This window comes from Synechococcales cyanobacterium CNB (assembly GCA_030263455.1).
Taxonomy (GTDB): Bacteria; Planctomycetota; Phycisphaerae; order Phycisphaerales; family UBA1924; genus CAADGN01.
This window is the reverse complement of sequence record SZOZ01000009.1, coordinates 100,806-116,752: the sequence shown is the minus strand read 5'-3', so window position 1 is coordinate 116,752 and position 15,947 is coordinate 100,806. Positions and strand designations below refer to the sequence as shown.

The 15,947-nt window shown below is 67.6% G+C and carries 11 protein-coding genes and 1 tRNA gene; 5 read left to right on the top strand and 7 right to left on the bottom strand.

Annotated features, from left to right (window positions below):
• Positions 1–312 precede the first annotated feature (312 nt).
• Together FBT69_10220 and FBT69_10215 are read left to right on the top strand one after the other, a co-directional pair.
• A complete protein-coding gene (locus FBT69_10220) occupies positions 313–1,056 on the top strand; it encodes a hypothetical protein (GenBank protein ID MDL1905169.1) in 744 nt (247 codons plus the stop codon).
• Between the two features lie 166 nt (positions 1,057–1,222).
• Entirely contained in the window at positions 1,223–1,804 is a 582-nt protein-coding gene (locus FBT69_10215) for a hypothetical protein (protein ID MDL1905168.1), read from the top strand.
• Positions 1,805–1,882: 78 nt separating this feature from the next.
• Here FBT69_10215 and FBT69_10210 read toward each other — a convergent pair whose 3' ends face one another.
• The 6 genes from FBT69_10210 to FBT69_10185 are packed head-to-tail and all read right to left on the bottom strand — an operon-like array spanning position 1,883 to position 11,622.
• On the bottom strand, positions 1,883–3,862 hold the full coding sequence (locus tag FBT69_10210) for a hypothetical protein (protein ID MDL1905167.1): 1,980 nt from the start codon (positions 3,860–3,862) through the stop codon (positions 1,883–1,885).
• A gap of 55 nt (positions 3,863–3,917) precedes the next feature.
• On the bottom strand, positions 3,918–5,840 hold the full coding sequence (locus FBT69_10205) for a hypothetical protein (protein ID MDL1905166.1): 1,923 nt from the start codon (positions 5,838–5,840) through the stop codon (positions 3,918–3,920).
• A complete protein-coding gene (locus FBT69_10200; protein ID MDL1905165.1) occupies positions 5,837–7,051 on the bottom strand; it encodes an ABC transporter ATP-binding protein in 1,215 nt (404 codons plus the stop codon). The genes FBT69_10205 and FBT69_10200 overlap by 4 nt, the downstream gene beginning before the upstream one ends.
• A 12-nt stretch (positions 7,052–7,063) precedes the next feature.
• Positions 7,064–8,443, bottom strand: coding sequence for a hypothetical protein (locus FBT69_10195; GenBank protein ID MDL1905164.1), 1,380 nt, complete (start codon positions 8,441–8,443; stop codon positions 7,064–7,066).
• Positions 8,440–9,504, bottom strand: a complete 1,065-nt coding sequence (locus FBT69_10190; GenBank protein ID MDL1905163.1) for a hypothetical protein — start codon at positions 9,502–9,504, stop codon at positions 8,440–8,442. The genes FBT69_10195 and FBT69_10190 overlap by 4 nt, the downstream gene beginning before the upstream one ends.
• Before the next feature lie 45 nt (positions 9,505–9,549).
• Positions 9,550–11,622, bottom strand: coding sequence for a hypothetical protein (locus FBT69_10185; GenBank protein ID MDL1905162.1), 2,073 nt, complete (start codon positions 11,620–11,622; stop codon positions 9,550–9,552).
• Here FBT69_10185 and FBT69_10180 point away from each other — a divergent pair.
• Entirely contained in the window at positions 11,608–13,362 is a 1,755-nt protein-coding gene (locus FBT69_10180; protein ID MDL1905161.1) for a hypothetical protein, read from the top strand. The genes FBT69_10185 and FBT69_10180 overlap by 15 nt on opposite strands.
• Positions 13,363–13,785: 423 nt before the next feature.
• Here FBT69_10180 and FBT69_10175 read toward each other — a convergent pair whose 3' ends face one another.
• Complete coding sequence (locus FBT69_10175) at positions 13,786–14,244, bottom strand: hypothetical protein (GenBank protein MDL1905160.1); 459 nt, start codon at positions 14,242–14,244, stop codon at positions 13,786–13,788.
• 168 nt (positions 14,245–14,412) lie between these two features.
• On the opposite strand from FBT69_10175, the gene FBT69_10170 reads away from it, so the two are divergent.
• Together FBT69_10170 and FBT69_10165 are read left to right on the top strand one after the other, a co-directional pair.
• Positions 14,413–14,496: transfer RNA gene (locus tag FBT69_10170), tRNA-Leu, on the top strand.
• 298 nt (positions 14,497–14,794) lie between these two features.
• The gene (locus FBT69_10165) at positions 14,795–15,913 is read left to right on the top strand and encodes a hypothetical protein (protein MDL1905159.1); all 1,119 of its coding nucleotides are present in this window, start codon (positions 14,795–14,797) and stop codon (positions 15,911–15,913) included.
• Positions 15,914–15,947: the final 34 nt, after the last annotated feature.

Genomic DNA, 15,947 nt, shown 5'->3' with positions numbered 1-15,947 from the left:
CTCTGCACGGACGGGCTCAACAGTAGGTTGGTAACTTATTGATAATCAAGACCTTGTAAGTCATGGGAACGAACAACATTTGTGCTTGACAGCATGGCTCAAGGACGGTATCTTGCGGTAAGAGCCTATTGGCGGAGTGGTTGACTCGAGGCCTGATCGTGCGTTGCTGGTGACGCACCTTGAGGCGGTATGGACGCGCCTGCTGGACGGAACAGAAAGGAGGCAAGCCATGACTTGCGATCGGACCTCGGACCTCGGACCTCGGACCTTGGATGTCGGGTGTCAAGCCTCATAGGGGGTGCTGTGGCAGTGGTGGTGATGCTGCTGTCCATCACTGCGGCGTCCATCATGTTCACCGGCTGTCAGTCCACGCCTGGCGACACCTTCGAAAGGAGCATCACAGGGCCGGGGTTCAAGTACGATGATCGGTGGACGCGCGATCGCAAGATTCTGCCTACGCTTCCACAGGGTTGGGTGAAGTGCGAGGAGTTCACGGCGAGGGGCATTCCGATCTGCATCTTCTGCTCATTACCCGGTGCCCCGAGCCATCCCGACATACCTGACGGCTGCGTGCTCGTGGACCTGAAGTGCGACGGTGGGCCATTCGAGGTCTGGTGCGGCACTGTTGTGCCGCAGAACGTGGATGAGTACACGGCACTCCGGCTGCGGTTCATCGATCCGATCGGACCGACGCTGGACGATGACGGCCGGGTGCAGATGCTGTTGCAAGTCCATCAGGACGAGGTCTTCCCGCCGGTCGCGCTGCGCGGCACCGTAGGCGTTCTTTCGACAATCGGCGCGGGATACTCCCCCGGCGGTGGGATTCCCGCTGAGAGCATCGTCGACATGCGTGGCACGGCATCGGACCTGGCATTCAACCTTTACTACCTGGGGTTCGATCGCTTGGCGTTCACAAATGCTGATGGCTCGTGGGAACTCGTCACGCTGAAGTATCTGTGTGAAGAGGCCGGCGCTCAACCGATCGACCTCCCGCTAGTCTTCCTGACCCACAATGGCGTCTTCTACGATGAGCCTTACGAAGTCACGTCGGAGTGAGCGTTCGCAGCCAGCCCGTCCCTCTCCGGGCATCGTTCACGTACCCCTGGAGTGGGTCGCGTTCGTTTGTGCGGCAATGCTCGCCGATGGTGGGTGCACAACTGCGCCATCCTCAGGACGATGCGGGACCGTTGGCGATCGATCCATTGCGCTCTCGGTCCCAGCCGTGCGCAACGGTGAGTTCGGTCGGGCCGAGGGGTTCGGCGTCATGGCTGCCCCAGGGCTGCTGTGGACTGTTGCTCATCTGCTGCCCGACTCAGAATCAGGTGGGATCACGATCGACGGCATTGGATCGAGTTTCGTCACGGGAAGCCGGCAAGTGCTCGTCAGTCCGGGACGGAACTGGATTGTCGGCGATTGGGCGGAAGTGCGAATCGGCTGGCTTCCGCGGCCGGATTACGGTCTCGAGTCCGGTGTCCTGGATGTTGCATCAGCTGTCCCGCTTGGCGCCTCGGTAATCCTACGAATGGACAGTTCGGAGTTCGGTGGTTCCGTTGTCGGGGTGATCGACGCCGCCGAAGCCGATCGAACCGGGCAAAGACCCCGAGTATGGCGAGATCGTGTGGTGATCGTCAAGTTTGAGGAGGAGAGTGCAATCCGCGAGGGGAGGTCCGGAAGTCCTGTGCTGATCAACGACAATGGATCGTACAAGTTCCTCGGGCTGATTTCCGGCTGCATCGAGTGGCCGGAGGCGGGCCGCGGATGGCACACAGCAGTGACGCGACCGCCATGCCGAGCTTGCCCGTGATCTCACCAGCGTGCTCAACCGTCGTGCCTCGCGCCTGCCGCAACTGCGTTTGCACAAATCAGGGCACAATGCCCACCGCTACTTCGGCGCGACGTCGATGCGTTGCTCGGCCCGTTCACGGGCGCGCTGCTCCATCATGGCGCGGTGGGCGGCCATGCCGGGCGGCTCGGGGAAGAGGTCGTTGAACGACTCGCCCGTCTGCTCGCGGGCCTGGGCGTCCATCGGCTCGCGATAAACCTCGGCCAGCAGGTCGTACACGAACCGGCGGAGGTCCTCGGGTGCACGGTTGTACATCGCCGAGGCGTCCGCGACCGGCACCAGCAGGATCAGTTCACGGAAGACCTGCCCCGCCACGATTCGGAAGTCGCGGTCGAGGAACTCGGTGCGCCCGGCCTGCGCGCCCATCGCCACGGTCTCGCGCAACTGCCGCTGCATGTAGAACGCGTGCGCGGTGCGGGCGTAGTCGAACTGTGCGCGGAACAGCTCCTCGTCGTCGCCCAGCAGGCCCGAGGCGTAGGCCCCCTGGAGCGCGCCGACGATCTCCGAGACGGCGACGTACGCCGAGAGAATCCGCTCGTTCTGCAACTCGAAGTGGACGAACTCCTGCAGCGGTCGCGAGTAGTCCCACGCCCGCATCGGATCGTTCAGGTTCTGGAAGTACTGGTCGCCGATCATCAGCGTGCCGAGTTTGCGGTAGTGGCGTTCGGCCTCGTCGAACTGGCCGCGCCGGTAGAAGAAACGGACCGCGTCCTTCAGGAAGTTCTCGTACCCCGCGGCGTAGACGGAGTACGCGCGGTCGGCGCGGTCCGCCCACGAGCGTTGCACGAGTTCGGCCAGCACGTTGCCGTAGGAATCGACGAAGTGCGGGTTCACCGAGGCCATGTAGAAACTCTCCATGCCGCTCGTGAACTCGAGGAAGTTGAAGTAGATCTCGCCGGAGCGGTACAGCTCCTGGAGCGACTGGATCACGATGCGATCCGAGTTGATGAAATCGAAGTCGCGCTTGTTCCCCTCGTGCCAGCGGCCGAGCGCCTCTTCGACGCCCTTGGCGCCCCAGTAGAGCGAGTGCGCCGCCGGGTGGCGCCAGTCGATCGGGCCGTATTTGCGCGTGTAGCGGATCATCCGCAGCGGGTCCATGCGGTACTCCGCCGTGAGCGTCTTTCGACGCACGAACGCGAGCGCCTCGGGCCAGGCGTCGGCGTACTGCGGGTCGCGCATCAGCGAGAGCATCGCCGAGTTGTTCGGACCCATCGACGCCTCGATCTGCCGGCGGTGGGCCGAACGCTCCAGCGCCCTGAGCCTCTCGTAGCGCCGCAGCAGCGTGCGGTCCGGCGGGTCACCAACATCCGCCTGGATGCGCCGCAGCAACGCCGCGGCCGGGGGCGAGCGGCGGGCGAGCTCCTCCGGCGTCTGCGCCGCCTCGGCGATGGGCGTCAGCCATTCGACGTAGCGGTTGATCGCGTTGGCCGTGCTCCGGTCCTTTGGCGTCGGAGGGGGTGGCTCGCCGAGGTTGACCGTCCATTCCTCCGCGACCTTGCGCTTGTAGAACTGGTTGGCGTCGTCGGTGATGCCCGCGATCTTGTGGAGGTAGATCCACGCCAGCTCCTTGTGCAGGAGCATGTCGTTCGGGTTCGCGGGGATCGCCTCGTCGCGCAGCAGCCGGATGCCGGCCTGCACCCACTGCCAGCGCTCGTCGGGCGTGTGCGTTGAGACCGAGATGTTGTACGCCATGTTCCAGGCGTGGAAGACCCACACCTGCGGGAACCGAGGCTGCAACCGCGTGATCGCGCGGGCAAGTTCGAGCGCCTCGTAGAACTTGCCCTCTTCCTTGAGGGTGTTGGCGCGCAGCCAGAGGAAGTTCACGAACACGCCCCGGAACGCGCCCATGGCGATTCCGACCGCGACCTGCGGCGGGTCGCCGTCCTCCGCGCGGTCGGTGTAGACCAGCTTGTGCTGCCCGGCTGAAGACGTGAGCTGCGCGCCGAGGAGGGCCGACGCGCCCAGCGCGATGAAGGCGGCCGCCGCGGCGATGATCTGCACGAAGGTGTCGCGTCTCATGTCGCGTCTCCGTCGCTCGCGCCCTTTGTACGCCCGAGGGCGGGTGCGGGATCGGTCAGTGGCCCGAGTAGGTGGCGAGTTCGCGCCGGCGGAAAGCGAGGACGGCCGCGCCGTACAGCGCGGCTGTGATGGAGGCGAGGATGGCGACGCCCCGTGCGACCTCACCCCACGGGATCAGCTTCCCTTCGACGAGTTTCACGGTCGGCCGGATCTCGCCGTAGCCCGAGAAGACCCAGGCAACGCCCATGGTGATCCACTCGGCGACGACCAGCAGGTAGTTGACATTGCCGTGCTCGTCCTCGGTGCGGAAGTGCTCCAGCGCGCCGGTCATGTAGAGCGAGCCTTCCGCCGCCAGGAACGCCCCGAAGGCGACCAGGCACGTCACCGGAAAACTGAGCGACGTGGAGGCGAGGATGGTGAGCATCGAGAGGAAGGCGAGTTTCACCCAGAGCAGCAGGACGCCGCGCACGAAGTTGGCACGGTAACTCCCCGCGGAGTAGGAGAGTTCCAGGCCGCCGGGGGGGAAACTGATCGTGTCGTCGTTGGGCACGCCGTTCTCGAGGTTGCCGTTGGCGACCGCGAGCCGGACTTCGCCGCTGGATTCGACGACGGCCGCGGGAATGGTCATGGAGTGGTAGAAGCCGAGGCTCAGGCGGCGGACGTAGATCTGCGGGCTTTCGGCCCCGAAAATGAACGAGACGTAGACGAACTCGTCCGGCGCGTTCGAGCCTGCATCGACGCGGTGGCGGAACGTGATGGGGGCGTTCGCGGCGCGGGCCGGCCCCAGACCGCGGTAGACGTAGTGCTTGATCCCGCCGGGCGGGACGGCCCGGAACGCGCGCTCCCAACTCTTGTAGAGGTCATCCTCGACCTTCTTTCGCTCGGACGGATCGCGGGCGAAGGACTCGTTGCCGACGCGCTCGTTGCGGATGAACTCCTCGACGGCGCGGCGGAACTCGGCGTCCGTAGGCTTGACGGGCGGGTCGATGTCCACCGTCACGCGAGCCGCGAGCACCTGTGTTTCCAGCACCAGGCGATCCTCGGTGACCCACTCGTCCGGCGATGCGGCGACGTACGCCTCTCGCTCGCCGATCGCCGGCCGCGTGCGCAAGTAGTCCACGAAGAGGAAGACGCCGGATGCGCACACGGCGAGCAGCACGCCGCTCAGCGCGACGACGCCGAGCCACTTGCCCAGCACGTACTGCCACGGGGCGACGGGCTTTGTCATCGTCTGCCAGATGATTCGGTCGCGCTGCTCGAAGGCGACCGTCGCTGCCGAGAAGAGCACGGTGAGCACCGCGATCACCCAGTACGACAGTCCCGTCCCGAAACTCATGAACGTCTGAACGCGGTAGCGCAGCGGTTGCGATTCGTCGAGCACGCCGGGCAGCGCGGCCAGGCCCACGATCAGGATGACGATGAAGACCAGTGAGAACTTCATCCGCACCGCTTCGGCGAGGACGTTGCGGGCGACGGCGCGCACCGGGCCGCTGCCGGAGAGCGCGACGCGGGCGGCTTCGAGCAGGATCGTGAACGCGGCGGTGAGGGCCGCCGCGCCGCCGATCAGCAGGCCGAGGCTCCGCGAGCCGTCCACGAGCATGAGCGGCACGGCGACGAGCGCGACGACCGCGAGCAGCGCGAGATACGTCAGCGCGAGGCCGAACCAGGTCACCAGCAGCGCGAGACCGGCGACCACTGCTACGCCGACGCCGAGCGCGGTCGTGTCCGTGCGTGCGGCCAGGATCTGTTCGAGGGCGAGCCGGGTGGACTCGATCGGGTCGTCGGTTGCGCCCGGGCGCGTCGCCGCCGGCGTCTCGCCGGGTTCGATGATCGGCGAGGCCAGCGGGGCCGTGCGGTAGACGGCATACGCGGCGAACCCGACGATCGCTCCGGCCACCATCACGATCGACGCGATCACCTTGAAGGCGAACGATCGCTGCACGAGGTTGAGTCGGCGGATCGCGTCGCTGATCTTCACGGCGTGCGCCCCGGCTGCTCGTCTTCGCGCGGTCGATCCAGCAGAGACGAGATCACGGATTCATCCACGCTCTCGTCGGGTGTCGCAGGCTCCGCGCTCCGCGTGGGCGCGGCACCCGCGTCGGGCTTTCCGCCTCCCTGATCCACGAGCGATTCGAGCACGCTCATCGGGGCAGGCTCTGCCGGGGGGGCGGGCTGTGCGGGTGGTGGCGGCGGCTCCTGCGCCATCAAATCCGAGATGAGCGCGTCGCCCTCCGTTGTCCCCGGGCCGCGCAGGAAAGCCGCCGTCGCGCCGCCGTGGACGACGCCGCTCGTCGCGGCGCGCTCACGCTGCGCCTGCTCGACGATGTCGAGGAACTTCTCTTCGAGTGTCTGGCGCGGGTGCCCGACGCGGAGGATCGCCCGTTCGCCCCCCGATCGCCGGCGCAGGAGGGCGTCGATCTCTGCGATGGTGGCGTCGTCCAGCGCGTCGGTCTCGATCGTGGTGCGCGAGCGGCGTTCGAGCATCGAGTCGCACGTGCCCTCGTCGCGCTTGCGGCCGCCGTAGAGGATCACGAGGCGGTCCACGCAGTCCTCGACGTCGGCGAGCAGGTGGCTCGAAAGCAGGACCGTCTTCCCGCGCCGGCCGAGTTCCACGATCAGGTCTTTCACCTGGCGCGTGCCGATCGGGTCGAGGCCGGTGGTCGGCTCGTCGAGGATGAGCAGGTCGGGATCGTTGATGAGCGCCTGCGCGATGCCGATGCGACGCTGCATCCCCTTGGAGTAGTCGCGCACGGGCCGGTACTGCGCGTGCGTCAGGCCGACCATGTCAAGCAGTTCGTCGATGCGCCGACGGCGCACGGCGTGGTCGATCTCGAACAGCTTGCCGTAGTACTCGAGGGTCTCCCGGGCGTTGAGGAAGGGGTAGAGGTAGGACTCCTCGGGGAGGTAGCCGATGCGGCGCTTGATGACGACGTCCGAGGGCGGGCGTGCGAACACCGCGATGCGGCCCGACGTGGGACGCAGCAGCCCCAGGATCATCTTGATCGTGGTGCTCTTCCCCGAGCCGTTGGGGCCGAGCAGGCCGAAGACCTCGCGCGGGTAGACCTCGAAGGTGAGAGAGTCCACCGCGCGGGCGCGGTCGCGCATCCAGAAGTCCTTGAAGACCTTGGTCACGCCCTGGCACGCGATGACGGGCTGCCGGCGTGGAGGGGGCGTGGCGGGTTCGGACATCGTTCCTCCGCGTCAGTCGGGCGTGGCGGTGAGACCTTCGTGCGTGCGGAAGCGCTCGCGGCGCTGCTCTTCCATGCGCTGCTGCATCGCCTCGCGGTTGAGTTGCAGGCGTCGGGCGCGCTCTCGCTCCTGCATCGCGAACGGGTCCTGGTTGATCACGATCTCGAGATGCCCCACGCCGCGCGGGTTCAGGATGGTCTGCAGCCCGTCGTTCTGGTAGAAGGCGCGCACGGCGTTCGCCCACTCGGAGTGGACCATGACGGCGGGGTTCGTGCGGTACTGGGCCAGTTTCGCCTTGTAGAGCGAGACTTCCGCGCGCGAGCGGCTGACCACGCTCGAACGGTACTGCCGCGCCTCCGCGATGATCCGCGAGACCTCGCCCGAGAGCAGCGCTTCGCCGGTGTGGTCCGGCGGCGCCTCTCCGTCCAGCAGCGCGTTGATGCGGGCGAGCGCGGCGTCCGCGCCGGCGTTGTCACCCAGCGCCAGCGCGGCCTCGTACTCGTCGATCGCGGCGATGATGTACGGCGCGGCACGCCCCGCCGTCTCGTTGAGCAGCTGGTTCGCGGCGCGCTGCGCCGTCTCGCGCGAGGCGCCCTTCTTCGACTCCGCGGCCTGCACGTTCGCGAAGCGGTCACGCAGGTAGACCGGCGGAATCTTTCGCTTCAGCGCGAGCCGGTCGATCTCGATCCCCGAGTCCAGCGCGTCCAGCGTCTGCTGCGCGATGGTTCGCGCCCGGGTCTCCACCGAGCCGTCCCCTTCGCCCGATTGCGTGAGCAGCCCGGTGATCGAGACCTCCGCGACCGCCTGCACGATGCCTCGCATCACCGCGCCGCGGACCAGCTCCATCTCGTTCTGCGTGTAGACGTTGCGGAGGTACGCGGTCGGGTTGGCGCGCCGGTACTGGATTTCCCATTGCGTGTGCGCGAGGTTCCCGTCGGCGGTAATGAGTGAGCCGTCCTCCGCCGGATTGATGTTGGCCAGCCCCCGAAGCCGGTCGATCGGTGTCGTCTCCTCGCGCCCGACCTCCGTGTAGGGCCAGTACTCCCGGTTCAGCGGCTGCGCGTTCACGCCGGTGTTCACGCGCACCAGCTCCCCGATCGGATACGGCGCGGCGAACCTGAAACCGGGCGGCAGCTCGGATGCCACGACCCGCCCGAACAGCAGCGCCACGCCGCGCTCATTCGCTTGGATCGACTGGAAACCCGTGAGGAAGTACGCCGCGACCAGCCCGATCATGATGAGTTGCAGGATGCGGAACGTCAGCCGGAGCGCTTCGGCGAGCGACTGGTTCGCCGGGTCCATCAGCGAAGCGTCCGTCTCTGCCACGCCGGGGCGCAGCGTGACCGAGGCCTCCCGTTCCGGCTGCGGCGCTCCCGTCTCGTGCTCGCTCATCGCGGCTCCTCCGACGAAGGCTCGGACCCCGGCTCAGCGCCGGGCGAGCCGGAGGCGGGCGCCGCGCCGGCCGTACGACCCGCGGCCGCGGTCATCCACTCGGCCGGCAGCCGGCTCGGCGGAATCTGGCCCGGCGTCAGGCCGCTCAGCGCGTCGGGCGCGAGCAACGACAGCCCCGGCGTCCCCGTCGTCAGCACCAACGTCACGCGCTTGCTCCACGTCTGCTTCAGCAGGTCGATCTCACGCAGGAAGACCGCGAGTTCCGGGTTCTCGTTCATCTGCGCAAGATACTGCCCCGCCTCGATGTCCCCCTGCGCCTGGATCTCGCGCGCCCGGGCACGGGCGAAGTCGAGGATGCGCTGGCGGTCGGACTCGGCCTGCGAGCGGATCGCCTCGGCGACGGCCTCGCCCTCGCTCTCGATCTCCCGGGCTAGGCGGTCTCTGTTCGCCGCCATCCGTTCGTTCACCGCCTGCGTCGTCGACTCCGCGAGGCGAATGCGGTTGATCCCGACAAGTTCGGCCTCGATCCCGTAGTCCTTCAGGCTCTTGCCACGCTCGTCCGGCGAGCCGAGGGCGGCGAGGATCCGCCCCTCCAGTTCGGCCAGTTTCGATGCCCCAGCGTCCGGCGTGAAGAGTTCGTCGAGCCGAAACTTGCCCGTCTCCGCCATTGCCGACCGCAGCAGGTTGTTGAGGCTCTGCTCCGCCTTGCGGTAGTGGTCCTCCGGCCTCGCGCCGGCGTTGCTGAACGTGCGGAAGAACTCCAGCGGATCCGACACGCGCCACACCAGGAACGTCTCCATGATGATCTGCCGGTCGTCGCGCGTCTGCTGCGCCTCGGGGCGCGACTGGAGCACGCGCGATCGCGTGTCGTACTTCGTCACCGCCTGCACCGGGTAAGGCCACTTGAACTTCAGCCCCTCGTCCTCGACCGGCTGCTCGGCGGGTTTGCCGAACGTCGTCAGCACGGCCTTCTCCGTGAACCGGACGGAGTACGTCACGGTGAACGAGAGCAGGGCGAGGAGGAAGACGATCGTCATCAGAATGGAGATGGCTCGCTGCACGTGGTCGCTCCGTTGGGCCGAGCGGCGCTCGCCCCGGCGGTGGGGTTACGGGCTTTCAGAAGTCTCGTCGGTGAAGATGGTGCTTCCGGCCGTCGTGCGGTCCTGCAGTTCGACTCGCACGTGGACGTTGCCGAGGTCTTCGGGCGTGACGTACAACCGGGCGTCCTTCATCGCCTCCAGGAGCGCGGCGTAGTACAGCCCCGCGCGGTACACCATCGGCGACGCCCGGTACGCCGCGACTCGTCCCGCGTACTCGGCCGCCTGCGACTTGGCCGCCATGTGCGTCCGCCACCGCTCCGCGCGGGCCTCGGCCAGAATCTTCGCAGCTTCGCCTGCCGCCTCTTCGATCAGGCGCTCGGCTTCGAGCGTGAGTTCCGGCTGCGCTTCCTGCGACGCCGCGTCTCGGGCGGCGATCGCCCTGGCGATGCGCCGCGCCGCCTCCACGCTCCCGGCCACGCGGGAGAGGGTCTGCGCCTCGTCCGCCCGCGCGGCTTCAATCTTCGCCGCGCGGTTCTGCTGCGCGATCACCACCTGCTCGAACTTCGGCGCGACCTCCCGCGGCGGGTGCACGCCCGCGACGCCGACCTGCAGGATGTCCACGCCCGCTCCGCGCGGCCTGCCCGACACGTCCGGGTTCAGCGAGTCAAAGGCCGCCTGGATTTCCACGCGCAGGCGGTCGGACAGCTGCGCCCGGTTCATGCCCACGGCGTCGTCGATCGACACGCTCGACACGAACCGCGTCACGGCACGCTGACCCACGCTCCGCAGCAGGTCGTCGCGCATCGCCGGTGGACCGAGCTCGTCGTACAGGCGAGGGTTGCTCACCGCGTACTGCAGCGGAACCTCGATCGCGATCAGCGCCAGGTCGCGGGCACGCTCCTGCCCGGCCCGGTCGACCCCGGACGGCTGGCATACGAAGAAAATCTCGTCCTTGGCGTGCTCGGTGGTCCACAGGATCGGACCTGTGCCCTCGGCGGGAGGGGTGCCGAGGTTGAGCGTGCGCACCCCCGTCGCCGTGCGGGCGACGACTCTCGGGCGGCCCGCCGAGTCGAGCTCCATCTGTTCGGGCACCACCAGCCGGTCGATCGGCCACGGCGCCTTGAAGTGCAGCCCGGGGCCGAGGTCTTCGTGCACCACACGGCCGAATCGCAGCAGCATCCCGCGCTGGTGAGGCTGCACCACCGCCAGCGAACTGAGCAGCCAGACCACGCAGACGCCGAGCAACGCGAGCAAGACCCATGCCCGCGTGATGAGCCGGTAGAACCACGTCCCGCGGACCTCGAACCCGAACTGGTAGTCCAGCGCCTCCCCGACCGAACGCGCCAGCCGATCCGGCGCGGCGAGGAACGCCAGAATCTGCGAGTCGAACGCGGGCCTCGGATGCTCGCCCTTCTTGCGCGGGCGGTACATCGCCAGCAGGAAGTTGAGAACCACTTCCACGCCGAGCGCGAGCATGAAGACAGGGATGATCGCGGGCAGCACGCGTCGCAGGGCGTCCGAGCCGGCAACGTCGATGAAGTGGGCGAGGACGACGACTAGGCCGACGAGCGCCGCCCCGACGGAGTAGGTCGCCCCGCCGCGGAGGTTGGCCCAGATGGGCTGCTTGGCCATCCCCGAGACGAAGCGGGCGAAGACGAACCCGATGAACGAGACGCACAGCCCCACGGCGATCGCCCAGCCCGGGAGCGCGGCGTCATCGAGGGAGCCGGGCTGGATCAGCTCGCGCCCGCTCTGGAGCCGCCAGTAGCCGACCCCGAGCAGCACAACCGCGATCAGCAGGCTGACGACCGGGAGGACGAAGCGGTAAATGGCGTTCAGCCGCTTGGCCGCAACGCGGAGTTCGGCCGAGCCGGCCTCGAACACCGAGGACGACTCGACCGCGGCGAAACTGTCGGCCTCCTGGGCCTCGAGGCGCTCGCGCCGGTGCTGGTCGAACAGGATGATGAGGATGAGCCATGCGGGAAGGCCGATCAGGATGAAATACGCGCCGGTGAGCGCGGCGTGGTCTTTCCCGTAGATGCCGTAGAGCAGCATGGCGACCGCGAGCACGATCTGGATGGAAAGACCAAGCGTTGCGACCCGTGCCGCGCGTCCGTAGCTCTGATGGTCGGCTTTCATGGAGTCTTCCGTTCCCCTGGCGCGATCGCCCGGCGGGTCGATCCCTGGTTGACGCCGCCACGGCGGCCGAGCGGCCGGGCGTCTCCCCCCCCGATCCGAAGCGGTCCCCCCGGGGGGTGCTATTCTCAGGCCCAACCCCGGTGGTGTCCAGCGGGCGTCTCGATCGACGCGCGGGATGCAGGCCGCGGGCGGAATCCCGCGATACGCGGGTCTACGCCGACCTCACTCGCGGGTTCGCGCAGGCCCGAAAAATCTGCACCGGTCCGCCGATCCCCGCGTTCCGGGTCGCACGGACGCGCCAAGGATCATCCCCCGATGCCCCAGCAGGTGCTCGCCATCGCGCGGAATGCGTTCGTCGAGAGCCTTCGACAGCCCATCTTCTTCATTCTCGTCGTGCTCTCCGGCATCCTGCAGGTGTTCAACACCTGGGGCACCGCGTTCAGCATGGGCTATTCCTCCTCGGCCGAGGTCTCGGGCGACGACAAACTCCTCCTCGACATCGGCATGGCGACGGTCTTCGTCTGCGGGACGCTGCTCGCGGCCTTCGTCGCCACCGCCGTCATCAGCCGCGAGATCGAGGACAAGACGATCCTGACCGTGGTGAGCAAGCCGATCCCGAGGCCCGTGGTCGTCGTCGGGAAGTTCCTCGGCGTGTCGGCCGCCATCCTCATCGCCGTCGCCACCATGATTCTTTTCCTCTTCATGGCCATCCGTCACGGGGTGATGACCACCGCCGGTGACCGACCCGACCAGCCCGTGATCCTGTTCTCAACCATCGCCGTGCTGCTCTCCATCGGCATCGCCGGGTGGTGCAACTTCTACTACGGATGGTCGTTCCCGCAGGTCGCCTCCGTCCTCATGTTGCCCGCCATGGCTGTCGCCTTCGGCCTCGTCATCCTCTTCGACAAGGAGTGGAAGTTCCAGCCCCTCTACGAGGTGTCCTACTGGGTGGGCGGGCACCCCAAATCCGAGGAGGAGTACGCCCGCCTGCTGGCACGCGGCGACGCCCCCCCCCGCGATGACCCCGAGCTGCTCCGCACGGTGAAGTATCTGACCTTCAAGCCGCAGATCGCCATGGCGTGCGCGGCGATGACGATGGCGATCATGGTGCTCACCTCGGTCGCCGTCGCGGTCTCCACGAGGCTCGGACAGGTGATGACGATCGTCGTCTGTGCGGGCGTGTTCTTCGTCGGCCTCATCTCGAACTACGCCTTCGGGAGGCAGGCCTACCAGAACCGGCACGTCGCCGTCGTGCAGGAGTCTGACCCGGTCCTGCTCTCTCGGCGAGACTTCGACACGGACGGCGACCGCTACGTCGTCCTCCTCGAGCGCGCGCCGGAGGCAGACCTGGCCTCGGGCACGCCGTTCTACTACGGCCCAAGCCCCAATGGCTTCCGCATGGCCACGCGCGACATGCAACCCGACGGCACAAGGGGCATCTACGTCGTCGAGACCACAGACAGGCGAGTAACGGTCGAAAACCGCGGCGGGGCAAGAGTCTCACGCCCCCCGGCGACCGGGGACTTCGTCTTTGTGACGCCGACGAAGGTGTCGCCCCTTCCCGCCATCCTCCACGGCCTGATCCCCAACATGCAGCATTTCTGGCTGGTGGACGCCGTGACGCAGAACAACCCCATCCCCCCAGGTCACCTCGCCTCGCTCGCGATCTACGCGGTCCTCCTGATCGCGGCGTTCCTCGCTGTCGGCGTGGCTCTCTTCCAGCGGAGGGATGTCGGCTGAGCACGCCCGGAGCCGCTATCATGCTTTCTGGTTGAATCCATCCTCCGACCCATTCACGGTCGGAGACGAGGCCCGGAACTCCACCGATCGAACAGCGCCGGTGTCACACGGCGTGTCCGTCCCGGACGGGCCGAAACGGAGGCATGCATGGCCGGAAGACAGTCGCTCTACAACGAGAAGGATTTCGGGACCGCAGCCCCGGCCAAGCGATCCGGCGGCGGTGGCGGCGGCATGAGCCAGAAGGACAAGATCAAGGCGGGCGCGGCCGTCGTCCTCCTCCTCATCGCCGGGCTGCTCCTTGCTTGGCAGTTCGACGCAGCAGGCCATCGAGGAGCAGCAACGCCAGATGGAGCAGATCGAGAGCCAGATCGAGAAGACCCAGATCTACCAGGGTGATTCCTGATCGACACACTCCGGCCGCGGTTAAGCACCTTCTTCTTCATCGCCGCCGGCCATGTCCCCCAAGGCGCGGAAGCACGCCTCGTACGCCAGCAGCCATCGCGCCGCAGTCCCCGCATCCTCGGATGCGATCGGCGAGCGGAACGTGAACAGCCGATCGTCGGAACGAAAGTGCTCGACGACGGGCCGTTGCGCGTCGAGGCCCTGCTCGACGAGTTCCTCTTCCAGCAGTTCCTCCACGTCGTCGCCCGTGTGCATCAGGTCCGCCTCGATCGACTCGCTCAGCCAGCGGTCCGGCGTCACCAGCGAGACCCATAGCCGGCCGCCTTCCCATCCCAACCGGTACTCGGCGTGCGCCGCCGAATCTCGAGCGAGGCAAGTCAACCTGGACTCGTCAACCGCGATCGGCCCGAAGACCCCCGCCCTGAGGGCCTGCTCGGCAACGGATTCGAGGAGGGAGCGTCGGGTCGCTTCCATGGGCATGACAGACTCCGGGAGGCAGAGAGGGGCCGCCTCAACGGTAGCGGTCGGATCGCGTCCCGACGCGTCGCTCCCACGATGAAGGGCGGTCTCTCGACGGTTTCCTTCCGGCTGCCGAGAGGTATACTCTGCCTCGCGCGATCCGCCCCAGGCGGACCCTGCGTGCCACTGGCCCAGGTGGCGGAACTGGCAGACGCGCTACCTTGAGGTGGTAGTCCGGGAAACCGGGTGGAGGTTCGAGTCCTCTCCTGGGCATTCCGGGCGGGCGGCACACCCCGCCCGTCCGATTTGGCAGCGAACGACGACCCCCGCGGGCACGGACGGCACCCCCGCGGAGGCACGAGCCACGATGCGACACGGCGAGCCACCCCTACCGCTCGTGGCGGGACTCCGGGCCGGTGCGGCCATCGCCGTCGCTTCGGCCTGCCTCATCGTCGCTCTGGCACCACACCGAGCGCCGCCGCCTCCCGCAGTCTCGGCCGTCTCTTGGCGGCAGCCCGAAGCAGACGAATCCGCCGCTCGCCAGCCCCAAGAAGAGCCTGAAGTCAACATCGTGCTTCTCGACGGCCGGATCGTCTCGGGCCTGCTCGTCTCGCGCGATTCGTCCAAGGTCGTGGTCCGCATCGCGGGCATCCCGACCTCATTCGACGCCGACCTCGTGGATCGCGTGATGGTCCTTGCTCCCGTGCTCGAGCGCTACGAGCGCATCCGCGAAACGATCGACGATCGTGATGCCGATCGGCTGCTCGTGCTCGTCGAGTGGCTGATCGACCGTCGGCAGTTCGAGGTCGCCCTGCGCGAGGTCGAGCACGTGCTGACGGTCCAGCCTTCGAACCCGAGGGCGCGCGAGCTCAAACATCTCGTCGAGAGCCAGTTGATGCTTGTCGATCGCGCCCGCGGCGGGGAGGAGCGGGCGGGCGGCGACGGAGAGGATGCGCCCCGCGCCGGCCGAACACCCTTCCCGCACCTCACCCCCTACCAGATCAACCTCATCAAGGTGTACGAGACCGACCTCGCCGACCCCCCGAAGCTGCAAATCCAGCAGCAGGTCATCACCCGCCTCATGGACGAGTACGCCGGCCACGAACTCATCCCGACGACGCGCGAGGGACGGGCCGCCATGCTGCGGATGCCACCCGCCCGCATCCTCGACCTCATGTTCCGACTGCGGGCGCGACAGTACTACGGCGAGGTCCAGGTGCAGGGCGAGCCGAAGTCCATGCGCCTCTTCCGCGACAACGTCCACGGGGCCTGGCTCATCAACTCGTGCGCGACCGCGAACTGCCACGGCGGTCCCTACGCCGGCCGGCTCTGGCTCAGCGCGAACCGCCGCAACGCCGAGGACACGATCTACACCAACTTCCTCATCCTCGAACGCTTCCGACTTGCCGACGGCACGCCGCTGATCGACTACGACGCGCCGGCCCGCTCGCCTCTCCTCCAGATGGGCCTGCCACGCGAGGACTCACTCCACCCGCATCCCCTGGTCGCCACCGGCCGGACCTCCCGCTGGCGTCCTGTCTTCCGCACCACGGATGAGGCCCGCTACCGCGACTCGATCGCGTGGATCAACTCCATGTACCGCCCACGCCCCGAGTACCCGATCGAATACACGCCCCCGAAGCCCCCGGACAACCTCCCTCTGCCCACGCCCGACAATGCCGAGCGGTGAGAGGGGAGGTTCTGCTACAGTTTTGACCGTTCCG